Annotated in this window: 12 protein-coding genes; 5 read left to right on the plus strand and 7 right to left on the minus strand. The window is 71.7% G+C overall.

Annotated features, from left to right (window positions below):
* Window positions 1-4: 4 nt before the first annotated feature.
* Both AB0O11_RS15570 and ltrA read right to left on the minus strand, forming a co-directional pair.
* Window positions 5-427, minus strand: a complete 423-nt coding sequence (locus tag AB0O11_RS15570; protein WP_363386264.1) for a metalloregulator ArsR/SmtB family transcription factor — start codon at window positions 425-427, stop codon at window positions 5-7.
* A 107-nt stretch (window positions 428-534) separates the two neighbouring features.
* Entirely contained in the window at window positions 535-2,034 is a 1,500-nt protein-coding gene (gene ltrA, locus AB0O11_RS15575; protein WP_363386266.1) for a group II intron reverse transcriptase/maturase, read from the minus strand.
* Window positions 2,035-2,757: 723 nt separating this feature from the next.
* Between ltrA and AB0O11_RS15580 the strand changes: the two genes are divergently transcribed.
* The 3 genes from AB0O11_RS15580 to AB0O11_RS15590 all read left to right on the plus strand — a co-directional run bounded on the left by AB0O11_RS15580 (window position 2,758) and on the right by AB0O11_RS15590 (window position 5,773).
* Window positions 2,758-3,528, plus strand: a complete 771-nt coding sequence (locus tag AB0O11_RS15580) for a hypothetical protein (RefSeq protein ID WP_363386268.1) — start codon at window positions 2,758-2,760, stop codon at window positions 3,526-3,528.
* Between the two features lie 105 nt (window positions 3,529-3,633).
* Window positions 3,634-4,980 carry a helix-turn-helix transcriptional regulator gene (locus AB0O11_RS15585; protein ID WP_363386270.1) on the plus strand — a complete coding sequence of 449 codons (1,347 nt, stop codon included), beginning with the start codon at window positions 3,634-3,636 and terminating at the stop codon, window positions 4,978-4,980.
* A gap of 85 nt (window positions 4,981-5,065) precedes the next feature.
* Window positions 5,066-5,773, plus strand: a complete 708-nt coding sequence (locus AB0O11_RS15590; protein ID WP_363386272.1) for a TetR/AcrR family transcriptional regulator — start codon at window positions 5,066-5,068, stop codon at window positions 5,771-5,773.
* Window positions 5,774-5,923: 150 nt separating this feature from the next.
* Here AB0O11_RS15590 and AB0O11_RS15595 read toward each other — a convergent pair whose 3' ends face one another.
* Together AB0O11_RS15595 and AB0O11_RS15600 are read right to left on the minus strand one after the other, a co-directional pair.
* Window positions 5,924-7,561: an amidohydrolase gene (locus tag AB0O11_RS15595; protein ID WP_363386274.1), complete on the minus strand. Its 1,638-nt coding sequence runs from the start codon at window positions 7,559-7,561 to the stop codon at window positions 5,924-5,926.
* A 51-nt stretch (window positions 7,562-7,612) separates the two neighbouring features.
* Window positions 7,613-9,040, minus strand: a complete 1,428-nt coding sequence (locus AB0O11_RS15600) for an APC family permease (protein ID WP_363386496.1) — start codon at window positions 9,038-9,040, stop codon at window positions 7,613-7,615.
* Window positions 9,041-9,481: 441 nt separating this feature from the next.
* Between AB0O11_RS15600 and AB0O11_RS15605 the strand changes: the two genes are divergently transcribed.
* Both AB0O11_RS15605 and AB0O11_RS15610 read left to right on the plus strand, forming a co-directional pair.
* Complete coding sequence (locus tag AB0O11_RS15605; RefSeq protein WP_363386276.1) at window positions 9,482-9,958, plus strand: very short patch repair endonuclease; 477 nt, start codon at window positions 9,482-9,484, stop codon at window positions 9,956-9,958.
* A gap of 11 nt (window positions 9,959-9,969) precedes the next feature.
* Window positions 9,970-11,223, plus strand: a complete 1,254-nt coding sequence (locus tag AB0O11_RS15610; protein ID WP_363386278.1) for a DNA cytosine methyltransferase — start codon at window positions 9,970-9,972, stop codon at window positions 11,221-11,223.
* Between the two features lie 2 nt (window positions 11,224-11,225).
* On the opposite strand, the gene AB0O11_RS15615 is transcribed toward AB0O11_RS15610, so the two are convergent.
* The 3 genes from AB0O11_RS15615 to AB0O11_RS15625 are packed head-to-tail and all read right to left on the minus strand — an operon-like array spanning window position 11,226 to window position 15,270.
* Window positions 11,226-12,128, minus strand: a complete 903-nt coding sequence (locus AB0O11_RS15615; protein ID WP_363386280.1) for a DUF6339 family protein — start codon at window positions 12,126-12,128, stop codon at window positions 11,226-11,228.
* Window positions 12,125-13,129, minus strand: coding sequence for a hypothetical protein (locus AB0O11_RS15620; RefSeq protein WP_363386282.1), 1,005 nt, complete (start codon window positions 13,127-13,129; stop codon window positions 12,125-12,127). Before AB0O11_RS15620 ends, AB0O11_RS15615 begins: the two co-directional genes overlap by 4 nt.
* Window positions 13,126-15,270 carry a helix-turn-helix transcriptional regulator gene (locus AB0O11_RS15625; protein WP_363386284.1) on the minus strand — a complete coding sequence of 715 codons (2,145 nt, stop codon included), beginning with the start codon at window positions 15,268-15,270 and terminating at the stop codon, window positions 13,126-13,128. Before AB0O11_RS15625 ends, AB0O11_RS15620 begins: the two co-directional genes overlap by 4 nt.
* Window positions 15,271-15,721 lie beyond the last annotated feature (451 nt).

A 15,721-nucleotide genomic window follows, 5' to 3' on the forward strand; every position in this document is an offset into this window, starting at 1 on the left:
GGACTCAGCCGGTCGCCGGGCGCCGGCGCACCGCCCGGGCCGCGCGGGCGAAGGGCTGCGGCGCGGTCGCACCGGCCGCGGCGGCACCGCCGTCGTCGCCGTCGTCGCCGCCGTCGCGGCGCGCGGGCAGGTCGTGGGCGATCAGGGCGGCCTCCGTGAGCAGCCCGCTCACCTCGGTGGCCCGGTAGAAGATCCGCGTCCCCTCCCGCCGCGCCACCACCAGCCCGGCCGCCCGCAGCTTCGCCAGGTGCTGCGAGGTCGACGCCACGTGCGCCCCCAGCAGCTCGGCCAGCTCGCTCACCGGCAGCTCCCGGCGGCTCAGCGCCCACAGCAGCCGGTACCGCGACGGGTCCGCCACCGCCTTCAGCACCGCCACCGCCCGCTCCGCCACCTCGGCGTCCCAGGCCTCTTCCCGCGCACCACCCATTGGTAGTTGGAGGCGCGGTGCCCTCTCGGGCCCGGTTCCTCCGTCCCCTTTCAATCCGTGCGTGCGGTTTTCCCGCACACGGCTTACCGATGATCTTCTTGGCATGGTTACGCCGCCTTCGGATAGCGGATCGTGCCACGCAGACGGTGCAGGCCGATCCCGTTGAACCACTCTTCCGTCCACACCGCGACCTGACCTGCCCGGAGGTTGCGGCCCCGCTTCTTGACCATGAGGCTGCGGAGCCGCCACACCACGTAGCGGTCGATCTGGATGAACTTCCGGGCGGCGTTCCCGGTTCGAAAGTAGGCGCCCCAGCCACGCAGAATCGGATTCAACTCCGCGATCACGTCGCGGATGTCCGTTCCAGTCCGACGGCGGTCGGTCCGTTCGTGGACCTTGGTCCGGAGTCGCTTCATCGCCGCCTGCGAGGGCCAGCGATGCAGGTAGAAACGCCGTTTCCGGTACTTCTCCCACATCCGGCCCGAGAGGCGGGCTCTGAAGTGGCAGCCGAGGAAGTCGAGTCCTTCCCGGCCCTCTCTGAGGTCGACCAGCTTCGTCTTGTCCGGGTGCAGCTCCAGCCCCAGTTCGCCGAGGATCTCCCCGACCGCTGCCAAGGCCGCCCTGGCGTTAGCCACCGACCGGCACAGGACGACACCGTCGTCCGCGTACCGGACCAGTTCGCCGACACCGCACCGAGCAAGCTCGGTGTCCAGGACGTGCAGGTAGATGTTGGCCAGCAAGGGTGAGATCACCCCTCCCTGAGGTGTCCCGGCGACCGTCCGCCGGACCTCCCCGTCCACCATCACACCCGCCTGGAGCCACAGCCGCAGCAGCTTGAGCACCCTGCGGTCCGACACCCTCCGTCCCACTTCCGCGAGGAGCCGACCATGGTCGATCTCGCCGAAGAAGTTGCGGATGTCGAACTCCACGACGACACAGCGGCCCTCGATGAAGCCCGTCCGGAGACGTTCCATCGCCTGCAACGCCGACCGCTTCGGCCGGTATCCGTACGAGGACGGCAGAAAGTCCGCCTCGAACACCGGCTCCAGGACGATCTTCGCCGCCTGCTGGGCCACTCTGTCGCGCACCGTGGGGATACCCAGCGGCCGCTTGCCACCCTGTGGTTTCGGGATGTCCACACGCCTGGCCGGCGCGGGACGGTACGTGCCTGAGCGGAGATCCTGCTGGAGTTCGCCGAGCATCCGGCCCACCCCGTACTGGCTCTCCACGAACTCCAGGGTCACCCGATCCACCCCGGCGCTCCCTCTGTTGGCCCGGACCCGCTCCCATGCCTCCCACAGGACGTCACCCCTGTGGATACGGTCGTACAGGACATGGAAACGCCGCTCCGGAGACTGCTTGGCCGCAGCCCATAGCGCGCATTGAAGTTTTCGCACTTTCAGGACGGACGCTCGCCCGTCCACTACGACGGGGTTCGCCCCGCCGGGGTGGTTGACCGGACTCTCTCCGGCCATGCCCTCGCGCTTACCTCCGCCACGAGCGTGATCAAAGTGAGGGCCCTTCCCTCCCGGCGCGTTGTGTTGCACGCCGATCAGCGGTACTACGACCCCCTCGGACTCCCGCTGCCCTCCGGACGACTTCACCATCGGCTTATACGTCCGGTCTCTTGCCCGACGTCAGGCGTGGTCGTGGGCCCCTCCTGCCCGCTGGCGGGCAAGGAGGGAGGGTCTCTCCTGTTCCGGTCCAGACTGTGCACACGTGCCGCCCTCCGTACCCCGGGAGAACCCCGAGGGCTGACCCCGGAACAGGGCCCCCAGGACGTGGCCTTCGCCCCGGCATGACGGGCTCGGCTTCTCCGCTGTAGATCCGACGAGGCTGCAAGGTTCGCTTGATGCTACGGCCCGCATGCTTGCTCCCTCCGAAGAGGCTCTTGACATCCCGCTCAGCCCGCCGCGTCTCCACGACGAACCGGGACCTGCTACCGGGCACTCCGGTGTCTACCCGGACGGGACTCCCACCCGTAAGCCTGGACCAGCTTTCAGGACGCAACATGGAGGGATCGTACCGAGCTGCGCCGGGCGCGGGTCGGCGGGCGTCGGCGGTGGACCGACGCCCGGCCCGCAGCGGCCGCAGCCCCGGACGGGAGGAGCGGCGAAGCGGCGAACAGAGCCCCGGAACGTTCCGGAAGGCCGTTCCAGGCAGGTGTGAAACCACAGGTCAGAGGGGGTGGAACCGTTCCAGCGTCCCCGCTTGGCCGGGAAGCCTGGCGGACCGGCCCGACGGCGGACCAGAGTGCTGCTCGGCGGTCGGCGCCGATGGCCCGCCGCCCGGTCCGCTCCTTCATCCGCATCCGTTACGGGGGAACCTCCATGTCCGCTCGCCGTGCCGTGTCCGCTCGCCGCACCCTGTTCGTGCCCGCCGCCCTCGCCCTGGGCGCCGCCCTCACCCTGACCGCCTGTGGGCCCGACAACGGCGACGCGGCCCAGCCCGCGAATCCCACCCAGTCCACCGCACCCGGCACCGCGGCCCCGGCCGCGCCCGCCACCCAGCCGACCGCCGGCGCTCCCGCCCCGGCCCCCGGGGCCCCCTCCACCGCCGCACCCGCCGGTGGCAGCTCCGCCCGCCCCAAGAGCCCCGCGGCCCCCGCCACGGGCGGCGGGGGCGCGGCCGGGGGCGATGAGGCCTACGCCTACACCCACCCCTGCAAGGCCGACAAGCTGACGGTCAAGGTGACCACCCGGGCCGAGGCTCCCGACCAGCGGGTGATCGAGGTGCACAACCAGGCCACCACCTACTGCGGCCTGAGCTACTACCCGCTCATCAGCCTCGGCGGCTCGAAGGCCCCCGACCACGGCGGTGACCTCACCCCGCTGGTGCCGGGCGGGCTGGGCGGCCCGCCCGCCCACGCACTGGCTCCCGGCAAGAGCACCTACGCGGTGGTCGACCTCAACCCCGGCAGCGGCGCCGTGGCCGACGTGGACCAGCTGAACGTCCTGCCCGACGACCAGATGCCCAACGCCGACACCCGCAACTTCCCGCTCGGCGCCGGCGCGAAGGTCGGCAAGCAGCCGAAGCTCGGCCTGTACCGGGAGAGCGTCGCCGACGCGGCCGCCTCCACGGAGACGGCCGGCCGCGGCTGACCTGCCGCCGCGCACGACTCCCCTGCTCAGAGCCCCGCCCGGCCTGCCGGTACGGTGATCCGCACATCGACGGCATCCCGGGCCGCGGTGGGGGAAGGGCAGCAGATGAGTGTGGAGACCGAGGAGTTCGCGGCGATGCTGCGCGAGCTCAAGGAGCGTTCGGGCCGCAGCTACGGGGCCCTGGCCACCCGGCTGCACGTCAGCACCTCCACCCTGCACCGCTACTGCAACGGCGCCGCCGTACCGACCGAGTACGCGCCGGTGGAACGGCTGGCCCGGGTCTGCGGGGCCGGCGCCGAGGAACTGGTCGAACTGCACCGCCGCTGGATCCTGGCCGACGCGGCCCGCCGCCGGGAGACCTCATCCGCCGGCACCCCGACCGCCACCGCAGCGGCGACCGCACCGCAGCCCCAACCGCAGCCGCAGCCGGATCCGGAGCCGGAGCACTGGTCGGCAGCCGCACCCGACCCGCGGTCCGCCGCCGCACCGGAGGAGGAGCAGGAGGTGACGATCACCCACCCCGTGTCCCCGCCCGCCGGGCCGCGCCGCCTCACCCGCACCCGGGTGCTGCTGAGCGCGAACGCCGTGGTCGCGCTGGCCACCGTGGTCTCCGGCTTCCTCCTGCACGGCACCGGCGGCACCGGCAGCACCGGCGGCGTCCCGAACGCGTCCACCTCCTCGCCCGCCGCACCGTCCGTCGCCGCCACCGCGGCAGCGGCGGCCGGCACCGCACCCACCGGTGCCCCGGCGCCACCGGCCCCCGCGGGCTCCGCCTCCGCGGACACCCCGTCCGCGAGCGCCTCGGCGACACCCGACGAGCCCCCCGCGCCCTTCCACGTCAGCGTCCTCAACAACAACTGGGGCAGCCCCTGCGACCAGTGGTTCCTCTCCGCCCGCTCCCCCGCCCAGGTGACCCCTCCCCCGTCGTCCGCCGGCCGGATCGACAGCTGGGCCGCCTCCCAGCGGCTGGTCCCGGCCGGGCACCTGCGCATCGAGCTGACCGCCCTGGGCGACAGCTCGGACACCGTCGTGCTGAACACCATGTCCGTGCAGGTGGTCAGCACCCGGCCCGCCCCCAAGTGGAACGCCTACACGCCCGGGTCCGGCTGCGGCGGCGGGCTCGAACCGGCGTCCTTCGCGGTCGACCTCGACGCGGCCACGCCGCGCCTCGTCCCCGTCCCCGGTCGGGAGGGCGAACGGAAGACCGGCACGAAGGACTTCCCGTACCGGATCTCGGCCACCGACCCGCAGGTCATCGACGTGGACGCCGCCACCCGCTCCCAGGACGTCAGCTGGTTCCTCGAACTGGTGTGGACCGGCAAGGACGGCCGCAAGGGCACGATGCGGGTGGACCTCGGCGACCAGCAGCCGTTCCGCACCGTGGGCATGCAGGGAGCGCCGAACTACTTCCACAACGGCACCTCCTGGGCCCCGGCCCACAACGAGGGCTGAGTCCGGCCGGGGGCGGGGGCGGGAGATACCCGTGGAGGCGTCCGCACCCTGGCCTACGTCAGCGGCATTGACATAACCTCGGCGCATGACCGACCGCGTAGTCCCCGAACCGCAGCGACGCCGGCGCCGGCCCACCAAGCAGGGCGTGGTTCTGTCCGCCGAACTGATCGTCGACACCGCGATCCGGCTGATCGGCCGGCACGGCGCCGAGGCACTCACGGTGCGACGGCTCGGCGCCGCGCTCGGCGCCGACCCGAGCGCGGTCTACCGCTACTTCCACAGCACCGACGACCTGCTGATCGCCATCGCCGACGAACTCATCGGCCGCGCCCAGCACGGCTGGCAGCCCACCGGCGACTGGCGCGCCGACCTGCGCGCCATCGGCCTGCGCATCCACGCCAGCTACCAGTCCCACCCGCAGGCCGCCATCCTCGCCGCCCACCGCACCACCGGCCGCACCCACGAGATCGCCGCCGTCGAGGCGATCCTCGGCATCCTGCGCACCGCGGGCTTCCCGGACCCGGAGGCCGTCCGGATCTACCACGCCTTCGTCGACCAGAGCCTCGGCTTCGCCGCCCTGGACGCCGCCGCGCTCGCCCTCCCGAGCGCCGCCCAGAACGCCGACCTCCAGGTCTGGCAGGCCTCCTACGCCCGGCTCGACGCCGCCGACCACCCGCACATCGCGGCCACCGCCCACCTGCTCACCGCCGACATGCCCCGCAGCGGGTACCCGTACGCCCTCGACCTGCTGCTGGAGGCGGCCGAGGCCCGGCTGCGGGCGGCCGGCGGCTGAGGCCGGCGGGCCACCGGCAGGCCGTGGCCCACCGGTGGCGGGCACCGCGCCGGAACACGCCCACCGGCCCGCACCGCCCGGGAACGCGAACGCCGTCGGTGGTGAGCCCCCATGCGCTCACCACCGACGGCCGCCGCGTCCGTTCCCCGGTCAGTCCGCCGCGTGCACCAGCTCCCCGCCGACGTACGTCCGCAGCACCCGGGCCCGCGCGATCTCCTCCGGCGGCCCGGTGAGGATGTCCCGGTCGAGCACCACCAGGTCCGCGAGCCGTCCGGCCACCAGCACCCCGGCGTCGTCGTGCCCGTTCAGGTAGGCGGTGCCGGCCGTGTACGCGGCGATGGCCGAGCCCAGGTCGAGCCGCTGCTCTGGCAGGAAGACCCGCCCGTCGGTGGCCTCCGGCTCCATCCGGTTGACCGCCACGTGCAGCCCCTCCAGCGGGTTCGGGCTGCTCACCGGCCAGTCGCTGCCGGCCGCCAGGGTGGCGCCGGCCCGCTGGAGGGCGCCGAACGGGTACTGCCAGGCGGCCCGCTCCGGCCCGAGGAAGGGGATGGTCAGCTCGTCCATCTGCGGCTCGTGCGCGGCCCAGAGCGGCTGGATGTTGGCGACGGCGCCGAGCCGGGCGAAGCGCGGGAGGTCGTCCGGGTGGACCACCTGGAGGTGGGCGAGGTGGTGCCGGGTGGCGCGCCGCCCGTTGGCGGCGCGGGCGGCCTCGACGGCGTCCAGTGCCTCGCGCACGGCCCGGTCGCCGAGCGCGTGGAAGTGCACCTGGAAGTCGAGCGCGTCCAGTTCGGTGACGTACCCGCGCAGCGCCGCCGGATCGACGAAGCTGAGGCCGGAGTTGGCCGTGGCGCAGCCGCAGCCGTCCAGGTACGGGCTGGTCATCGCGGCGGTGAAGTTCTCCGCGATGCCGTCCTGCATGATCTTCACCGAGCCGGCCCGGAACCGACCGTGACTCAACTCCTCGCGCCGCCGCACGAGTTCGGGGATCTGCTCGGCGCCCCGGTCGCGCTCCCACCAGAGCGCGCCGGTCACCCGGGCGGTCAGCGCGCCGGAGCGGGCGGCGGTCAGGTAGGCGTCGGACGGGTCCGGCTGGCCGTTGAACTCACCGAGCAGCGCGTCCTGCCAGCCGGTGACGCCGAGCGAGTGCAGCAGCCGCTGGGCGCGCAGCAGCCCGTCCAGCCGGTCGGCGGCGGTCGCAGGCGGCAGCAGCCGGGCGACCAGGGCGGTGGCGCCCTCCTGGAGCGTGCCGCTCGGGGTGCCGTCGGGCTCGCGCTCGATCCGGCCGTCGGCCGGGTCGGGGGTGTCGGCGGTGACGCCGGCCAGCTCCAGTGCCCGGGTGTTGGCCCAGGCGCCGTGGTGGTCCCGGTTGGTCAGGTACACCGGCCGGTCGGGGACGACCGAGTCGAGCAGTTGCCGGGTGGGCAGGCCGCCCTCGAAGCTCTCCATCGACCACCCGCTGCCGGTGATCCACTCCTGCTCCGGGTGGGCCTCGGCGTACGCCCGGATGCGCGCCAGGTAGTCGGCGACGCCGACCGTCCCGGTGAGGTCGCAGGCGGCCAACTCGGCCCCGCCGAACACCGCGTGGATGTGGGCGTCCTGGAAGCCGGGCAGCAGCAGCTTGCCGGTGAGGTCGACGACCTCCGTCTTCGGCCCGATCAGCTCCCGGACCTCGTCGTGCCCGACGGCGGCGATCCGCTCGCCGACGACCGCCAGGCCGCTCGCCCGGGTGCGGGCGGCGTCGCCGGTGTGGACGGGGCCGTGGGTGAAGACCAGATCGGCCTGGGTCATGGGTGGTGCTCCGTTCTCGCGTGCTTCGTGCCTGGCTGTGCGTCGTACGGGCTACTCGGTGGCCGCGCCCTCCCGCAGGAAGTACGGCGAGCGCCGCCGCCAGCGGGCCCAGGCCGCCGCCGGCAGTCCGCTGACGATCATCAGGATCACCACGGACAGCTCGAACCAGCCGTTGTCGGCCGCGAGTTCGAAGTGGTCCGCGGAGTCGTAGAAGGTCCAGGCGAGGTAGCCGCCGACCGCGAGCAGCGCCGCCGCGCCCAGCAGCGGCCCGACCACCGCGCGCAGCCCCTCCATCAGGTCGGTGCGCAGCAGGTGGCGGAACCGGACGGCGGCCGCGACGGCGGTCAGCGCGTAGTAGAGCGCGACGACGATGCCGATCGCGTTGACCGCGGCCGAGATCAGGTCGTTGACGGTCGGGATGGCGATCGAGGCCAGCGCCAGGACGACCGCGATGCCGGTGATCAGCAGGGTGCCGACGGCGGGGGTGGCGTGCCGGGGGTGCAGCCGGGTCCAGACCGGGCCGAGCACCCGGTCGCGCCCCATCGCGTACATCCCGCGCGCGGTCGGGATCACCGAGGACTGCAGCGAGGCCACCGCGGAGAACATCAGCGCGATCAACGGCAGTGCGGCCAGCGGCTGTTCGGCGAGCTTGGTGCCGAAGTAGGTCAGCCCGTGGGCGCCGTTGTCGGCCAACTCGTCCAACGGCAGCACCCGTTGGAAGGCCGTGCCGGCGAGCAGGAACAGCAGCAGCATCACCACCAGGGCGATCATGCCACCCCGGGAGGCGTCCCGCGGGTTGCGCACCTCCTCGCCGACGCTGAACACCGACTCGAAGCCCCAGTAGCAGAACACCGCCAGCACCATGCCCTGCGCGACCGCGTCGAAGGAGGGGATGTCGAAGGGGTTGTACCACTGGAGCGAGAACGGCTGGTCGCCGGCGAACAGCCCGTAGCCGCAGAAGCCGAGCAGCACGACGTACTCGAAGACCAGCAGCGCCTTCTGCAGCCGGGCCGCCAGGTCCAGCCCGCGCACCGCGACCAGCGCGGCGCCCACCAGCACCACCAGGCCGAGCAGGGTGCACTGGACGGTCGAGTCGGCGTCGAGGCGCAGCCCGGCGATGCTGCGGACGTGGGCCTGGTCGAGCAGCTGGATGATCGAGGAGCCGGTGACGGTCGTGGTGTACGCCATGAAGACCACGGTCCCCACGGTGTTCACCCACCCGGTCAGGAAGCCCAGCCAGGGGCTGAGGGTGCGCCCGACCCAACGGTAGCTGCTGCCCGAGTCCGGTTCGACGGCGTTCAGCCGCCCGTACCCGCCGGCGATGGCGAGCACCGGCAGGAAGGCCAGCAGCATGATCGCCGGAAGGTGCAGGCCGACCACCCCGGCCATCAGGCCCAGGCCGATCCCGATACTGCTGGTGGCGGCCGTGCTGGAGGCGGCGATCGCCACCCCGTCCAGCAGGCCGATCGACTGCCGCATCTCGGCGTGGGAGCCTCGCGCGTCCGCTCTCGGGCCGCCGCCCGTGTCCTTCACCGTCGATGCCAACGGATCACCGCCTTGGTCGTGGGGTGCACGTGTGGGGGAACGCCCGCGCCGGTCGAGGGGGTGACGCGGGCGGGAAGTGCGAGCCATGAAACCGGCGGCGCCGTCACACGTCAATGCTGTTGTCATAACGCCCGGGCAGCCACCGCGTTCCCTTCCGGCTCCCCCCCGGTCAACCCCGGGTTCACCGGCCGCCGGAAACCGGCCTCCTGCTTCGCCAGGACCTCCGGCGGGGCCTGGAGCGCCGCGCCGGACAAGGTCAAGGCCGCCGTCCTCAGCCTCGCCCGCCCCCCTGCCGCCGGCCCACCCGGGGCGGCGGCTGCGCTCCGGACGGACTCCACTCGACGCGATGTCGGTGCCCGGAGCCAGAATGGGATCATGCCCTCCCTGGAGACCACTCCGAAGATCCGCGCCCGGATGAGCAAGCAGCGCAGTCATGACACGGGCATCGAGGTCACCCTCCGCAGGACCCTGCACGCGGCCGGCCTCCGCTACCGCGTCCACCGCAAACCGCTCAAGGGTGTACGGCGCGAGGCCGACGTTCTCTTCGGCCCGGCCCGCGTCGCGGTCTTCGTCGACGGCTGCTTCTGGCACGGCTGCCCGGAGCACGCGACGTGGCCGAAGAACAACGCCGAGTTCTGGCGGGAGAAGATCGAGAAGAACCGCGCGAGGGACGTCGACACGGACGCCCGCCTCGCCGAAGCCGGCTGGCTGTCGGTCCGCGTCTGGGAGCACGAGAGCGCCGCCGAGGCAGCCGAGCGGATCATCGCGCTGGTGCGCGAGCGTCGGGTAGGCAGCGGGCGGAGGGTGGCAACGGAGCCGACCGAGTACATCACACGGCCTGCCGCCGGCTAGACTCTGGCCACATGACCAGCTCGGACGCAGCCGCCTCATTCCCTGCAAAACCGCATATTCTGGACCTTTTTGCCGGTCCGGGCGGTCTTGACGTGGCCGCGAAGATGCTCGACGTGCCCTCGCTCGGGATCGAGTGGGACAAAGACGCCTGTGACACGCGTTACGCGGCCGGGCTCAGGACGTGGCACGCGGACGTCAGCGAAGTCCGACGCGAACGGTTCCAGAAGCTCGACGCGGACCTGAACGTGCTGGCGGGCGGTCCGCCCTGCCAGACGTACTCGGTGGCCGGCAACGGTGCGGGGCGCAAGGCCCTCGACAAAGTCAAGAAACTCATCCACGAGCTGGTGGACGGGGCAGGCGAGGAGGAGATCGACGAGCGCCTGACGGAGATGGGCGGAGATCCCCGGACCGCTTTGGTCCTGGAGCCGCTCCGGTACGCGATCAAGGCCCTCAGCTGCCCCAACCGAAACGGGCGGCCGTTCGACGTGATCGTCCTGGAGCAGGTCCCCGCGGTCAAGGCGCTTTGGGAGGTCTACCAGGCGGCCCTGGAGAAGGGCCTGCCCCGCGAGGACGGAACACCGGTCCGGTACAACGTCGCGGAGGTCAAGACCCTGCACACCGAGGCGTACGGCGTCCCGCAGACCCGCCGCCGCACGATCCTGATCGCGCGACTCGTCGAGCACGGCGTTCCCCAGCTCCCCGCCCCCACCCACCACACTTTCAACCTGCGCAAGCCGGAGGAGGGCGGCCCCAAGGACATCCGGACCGCGTTGCCGGTGGACGGAGGCGCGGCGCCGCTCAGGCCGTGGGTCCCGATGGGGGAAGTGCTCACGAACCGGGAGCCTCCCTTCGAGATCGTGTCGAACTACGGCAGCGGCGGCGACCCGAAGAACCGAGGCATCCGCACGTACGAGCAGCCGTCGTTCACCGTCACCGGGAAGGTCTCGCGCAACGCCATCCGGCATCCGGGCGGCAGCCCCCTCACTCCGGACCGCCTGACCATCCCCGAGGCCGGCATCCTCCAGACCTTCCCGCCCGACTACCCCTGGGACGGCGGCGACCGGTCGCAGCAAGTGGGCAACGCCGTGCCCCCGCTGTTCGGCGTGCATGTCCTGGCGGCGGCGCTCGGCAGGCCACTCCCGCCGGAGGAGGATCTCCGGAAGAGTTGGCGTCGACCCGACCGGGACGGGAAGGAGTACAAGGCCCTTCGCATGGAAGGTTGCGAGGCCGAGGACGGCTGCGGCAACAACTGCCCGAAGCCCTAGGATCAGGCTTCCGCCTCGACCTCCTCAGTTTCCTCCCGCCCCCGGACCGGCGCGTCCGCGAAAAGATCGGCGAAGTAGTCCACCAACGTGCTCACGGACAGCTCCGGCGCGCGCTCTTCCTCGGGGCCCGTCGGAAGCGCGTTCCGTGACACCTGCCGGGCGGTCTCGGCCTCGTCGATCCAGTCGAGCAGCGGCCGGGACTCGCGCTCGGCATCGGGGGCGATCACGTCGTACATCAGTGTCGCCGCGGAGGCGTTGACGGCCCCGGCCAGGGCATTCGCCTCGCGCCCGCCGGTGACCGTGCCCTTCGCGACCAGCCGGGCGATCGCCTGGGCAGTCGGCCGGTGGTTGATCACGGACATCCGCAACGCCGTGTTGAGGATGTCCTGGTTGCCGCAGGCCGCGACCACCGGGGCGTAGTCCGGACCGTCGCGGAAGAGCTCGGCCGCCCACCACAGGCGGGAGAAGGCCTGCTTGTGGTACGGCCCGCGGAAGCGGTCGGCTGCCACCTTGGCCGGCTTGCCGTCCTTGGGTTCGGCCAGATGCCGCCAGACCACGTAGTCCGGGGCCACGCCGAGGGCCAGGTAGTTCCAGAAGCCGGGGTCGGCCGCTTCGCGGCGGGTGAGTCGGAGCGCGGCGTGGAGTCGGGGTGCCAGCCAGGCGTCCGCTTGGGTGGCCTTGAGCCCGTTGGCCCGGCAGTAGGCCATGGCGTCCTCGACCAGGTCCCGGACGGGACGCAGCTCACCGCGCCGCTCGGCGTGCGGCAGCGGTTCGGTGACCAGGTTGAGCTTGATGCTCGGCACGTTCTCGCGACCGGTGAGCAGGCCCTCGGTGACGAAGTCCGTCGCCTCGGCGCCGGGCAGCAGAGCGAGCCGCTCCGGGAGGTGATCGGGCCGGTCGGTCATGCGTCGTCCCCCTGCGTGAGGCGTTCCAGGTCGTGGATGGTGGTGGAGAGCGTCCGGGGAACGCCGGCCCGCCGGGAGGCGGCGTAGTGGATCCGGGATTGGAGTTCCCCCCACCCGGCGGCGGACGCTCCGGTGCGAGCCGTGTGGACCGCCCGCAGGGCGGCCTCCGGCTCACGGTCGGCGTACACGTCCGGAAGCATCTCCCGGAGCACCTCGCCCTGCCAGCCGTGCGGGAACACCGGGGTGCCGTCCTCCTCGACCTCCAGGTCGCCGACGGCGGAGTGGAAGACGGCCGTCCAGACCTCGGAGCACATCTGGGCGAGGAGGAGTTCCCGCACGGTCTTCTCCGGGCCACTGCCACCGTCGACGCCGATCAGGTCGCCGAGCCCGTCGAAATCCGAGTTGACCCGTACCGCCGGGATCCGGCCGGTGGTATCGACCAGCCAGGGCGAGTCCTTGTACCGCTGGAGTCGGCTCGCTCCGGACCCGAACTTGACCATCTTGACGTCCAGTTCACGGGCGAGCGAGGGGACGACCTCGATCACGTCGACGAACCACTCCAGATCGGAGGTGGCGATCACCCGGCCGGGCACAGCGTCGACGGTGGCCACCACGTGCACGGCGAGGGAGGCGCGGTCGAGGAGGTCGCAGCGGTGCAGATACAGCTCCGCCGTCCGCTCCCGGCCGTCCTCGGAGATCGCGGAGAACTCCACCGCCGTACGGGTGTTGGTGGCGCGCTCGGTGAGGACGGCAACGACCTTGACGTTCTGCCAGGGCCCCGACGGGTCCAGCGCCTTGGCCGGGAGGCCGGCGGAGAGGCGCAGCCGGGCCTCGGTCCAGTCGGGGCGCTCCTCGTCCGGTCCGAGGGCGACGACGCGCTCGACGGTGGAGAGGTACTTGGTCTCCACGTCCTCCCAGGGCTCGCCCTCGGCCTTGAGTTGGGCACTGTCGACGCGCCAGGACACATTCCCGGTGAGCCGCCGGTAGGGGTAGACTTTCACGCCTGCTCCCCCTTTCCGCTGCGAAGTTCGACGACGAGTCCGGTGAGTTGGGCCCGGACCGGGTGGCGGGAGACGTCCGTGACGCCCCGGAAGACGGCCTTGCGGCTGCCCGGGGACAGCTGCAGGGCCCCGTCCACGACTTCACAACCGCTGACGGCGACGAGGTCCTTCCACGGCGCCGCGGGCCTCGGACCGGATCGCACGTCGAACTTGGCGACCGGCGCGACCGGACGGTCGGTGTCCACGCCGGACGGCACCCGGAGGTCCACAGTGACCGACCAGGCTCCCGTCTCGTCGATCAGCGCGTCCACGTTGTCCAGCTCCGGCAACGCCGAGGCCGCCGTCTGACGCGCCCGCTTCGTGGCGCCGCCGACCTTGAGCCGGCCGGCGATCTTGGCTTCTCCGTCGTTGCGACGCTTGACCTTGGGCACGGCGACGAGGTCGCGCACGGCGTTGTTCACCGCGGTGGTCAGAGCGCTGATGCGCCAGTGAGCGGAGGGCGAGTAGGAGAGACGCAGTTCCTCCGTCTGCCCCCACTTGTTGTGCTCCGGCGGCTCGGAGGCGCGGAGGAACTCTTCGGCGGCCTCGGCGCCGAGGGCGTCCGGGCCCGCCGCACGGCCGGCGAGGAGGACAGCTTGGAAAGGGCTGGTGCCGATCGGCAGGCTGGGAACGGCACTGTCCCTGACGGTCATGCGGTTGCCCCGCATGGAAACCACCCGGCTGAAGCGGCTGTCGGCGTCAGCGGCGTCGGTGACCAGGACCACCGCCTCGTGGGGCACGCTACCGCGCGCCGGGCCGCCGTGGAGCGGCACGTCGAGTTTCACGGTGGCCCGAGCGACCTGGCCGCGGTCGGTCAGGCGGTCGACGGTGGTCCCCTCCAGGAACGCCCGCAGGGCTCGGGTACGGGAGGGCTGAGCGACGGCCGGATCCACGTGCTCCTCGTCAATGAGCACTTTGCCGTTGCTGTACGTCCGGACGGACGCCTCCAGGTGCGGCTTGTGGTCGCCGCCCCCGGTCATCGCGGCCCAGAAGTTGTTGCCGAGCGCAGCAACAAGCCGGGCGTGCATGCGACGGACGACGTCTTCCCCCTTCTCGTTGTCCTCCGTCTCGTCCTCGGGCTCGTCGGCGGGCGCCAGGCTCGCGACATCGTGGGCGCCGACGATGAGGAAGGAGGTGCCGGGAGCACCGCTTTCCCGGGTGAGGTAGAGCTTCTCGACGGTCTCCTCGTCGGCCCACCAGGAACGGGCCACGTCCGCAGACCGGGTGGTCGGGTCTGGACGCCCGAACCATGCCGGCCCGGCGAACTCCTTGCCGTCGACCTCACGCCACGGGAGATCCAATCGGCCGATGAGGCGCCGTTCGGTGCGACCCTCGTGCGGCTCCGAGAGGGTGGAGTTGATCAGTACGAGCCCGAGTTGACTGGTGGCCCACAGGGTGGCCTTGCCCAGCCCGTAGGAACCGCCGGCCCCGAGATCCCGCTTGTGGCTGTCGAGTTGACGACGGACGACTGCGGCAAAAAGGCCATCTTCGTAGTCGCCACCCGTCAGACCGGTGGCGTTGTAGTCGTCGATCCTGAGCAGCACCAAGCGCTTGCCCTGGTACATGTCGCGCAGTCCGGCTGCGATCGTGCGCGAGACCTTGCCCTGCTGGCCGTCAGCGGTCAGCGCATCGTAGTGCGGGAGCAGGTGCTCCCAGTCGACGGCCTCGCGGAACCGGGCAACGGCCTCGCCGGAGAGGTAGTGCAGCGTATAACGTACCCGTACGGGCTCCGCGGGGTCGAGGCGGGCGTCCAGGCTGTTCTGGGTGGCCTCGCGAGCGAGCACCGATACGTCGGCCTCGAAGGCGAATGCGGCGGCATTGCCGTATTCGCGGCCGCCGTCGGCGTGGGCCGGCCGGTGGTACCAGGAGACGGGCAACCCGAGCTGGGCGTCGGAGCTGCGGGTGTGGATGGTCTCCAGGTCGGTGTTGAGCAGGGCGGCGATCTCCCGGATGGTCTCGTCCCTGGGGACGGAACGGCCGACGATCCAGGCCGAGACGGCCGCCCGGGTCTTGCCCAGCTCCTGCGCCAGTTCGGTCTGTGTCTTCCCGGCGTTCTTGAGCTGGCGCGCCAGCCAGGGGCCGAAGTCCTCAGCCGCCTTCACGTCCCACCTGCTTCCGCATGGCTTGTTTCACGAGGTGAGAGGCACGCTACCGCATCACTGTTGACAGCGACACCCCCTTGTCAACTGACACTTGACAGGTGTCCAGTCCGGCGAGGGCAGACGTCGAACGCGATCGAAAAAGGGCATCCGACCACTCCTTCCATTTGCCCAAATTCCCCCGAAAACCCCGAAGAAATCCCTTCGATTCGAGGCCCGCCAGCCTCTCGCAGGCCTCTTGAACGCCGACCGAATCCATGGCAGAGTGGTCGCCACTTCCCCGGCGGACGCCGTAGAAGTGGCCCCGACCTGGGCCCGATTTGCCTTGTTTTCCCTGGGGGGAATTCATCACGGCCGCCTCCGGAATCAATTGTGGATTCCGCGGATTCTTGCGCGACCCGTTCCCCTCCTGCACCACTTCGCACCATTTCATCGTGTAAGTCCACGAATAGCG

This window comes from Kitasatospora sp. NPDC093102, from assembly GCF_040683915.1.
Taxonomy (GTDB): domain Bacteria; phylum Actinomycetota; class Actinomycetes; order Streptomycetales; family Streptomycetaceae; genus Kitasatospora.

What these genes read in the sequence shown, in the direction of transcription:
- AB0O11_RS15610 (WP_363386278.1), top strand. Translation starts at nt 9,970, where the DNA reads ATGACCAGCTCGGACGCAGCCGCCTCATTCCCTGCAAAACCGCATATT.
- AB0O11_RS15590 (WP_363386272.1), top strand. Translation starts at nt 5,066, where the DNA reads ATGACCGACCGCGTAGTCCCCGAACCGCAGCGACGCCGGCGCCGGCCC.
- AB0O11_RS15570 (WP_363386264.1), bottom strand. Translation starts at nt 427, where the DNA reads ATGGGTGGTGCGCGGGAAGAGGCCTGGGACGCCGAGGTGGCGGAGCGG.
- AB0O11_RS15580 (WP_363386268.1), top strand. Translation starts at nt 2,758, where the DNA reads ATGTCCGCTCGCCGTGCCGTGTCCGCTCGCCGCACCCTGTTCGTGCCC.
- AB0O11_RS15585 (WP_363386270.1), top strand. Translation starts at nt 3,634, where the DNA reads ATGAGTGTGGAGACCGAGGAGTTCGCGGCGATGCTGCGCGAGCTCAAG.
- AB0O11_RS15595 (WP_363386274.1), bottom strand. Translation starts at nt 7,561, where the DNA reads ATGACCCAGGCCGATCTGGTCTTCACCCACGGCCCCGTCCACACCGGC.
- AB0O11_RS15605 (WP_363386276.1), top strand. Translation starts at nt 9,482, where the DNA reads ATGCCCTCCCTGGAGACCACTCCGAAGATCCGCGCCCGGATGAGCAAG.
- AB0O11_RS15600 (WP_363386496.1), bottom strand. Translation starts at nt 9,040, where the DNA reads ATGCGGCAGTCGATCGGCCTGCTGGACGGGGTGGCGATCGCCGCCTCC.
- ltrA (WP_363386266.1), bottom strand. Translation starts at nt 2,034, where the DNA reads ATGGTGAAGTCGTCCGGAGGGCAGCGGGAGTCCGAGGGGGTCGTAGTA.
- AB0O11_RS15615 (WP_363386280.1), bottom strand. Translation starts at nt 12,128, where the DNA reads ATGACCGACCGGCCCGATCACCTCCCGGAGCGGCTCGCTCTGCTGCCC.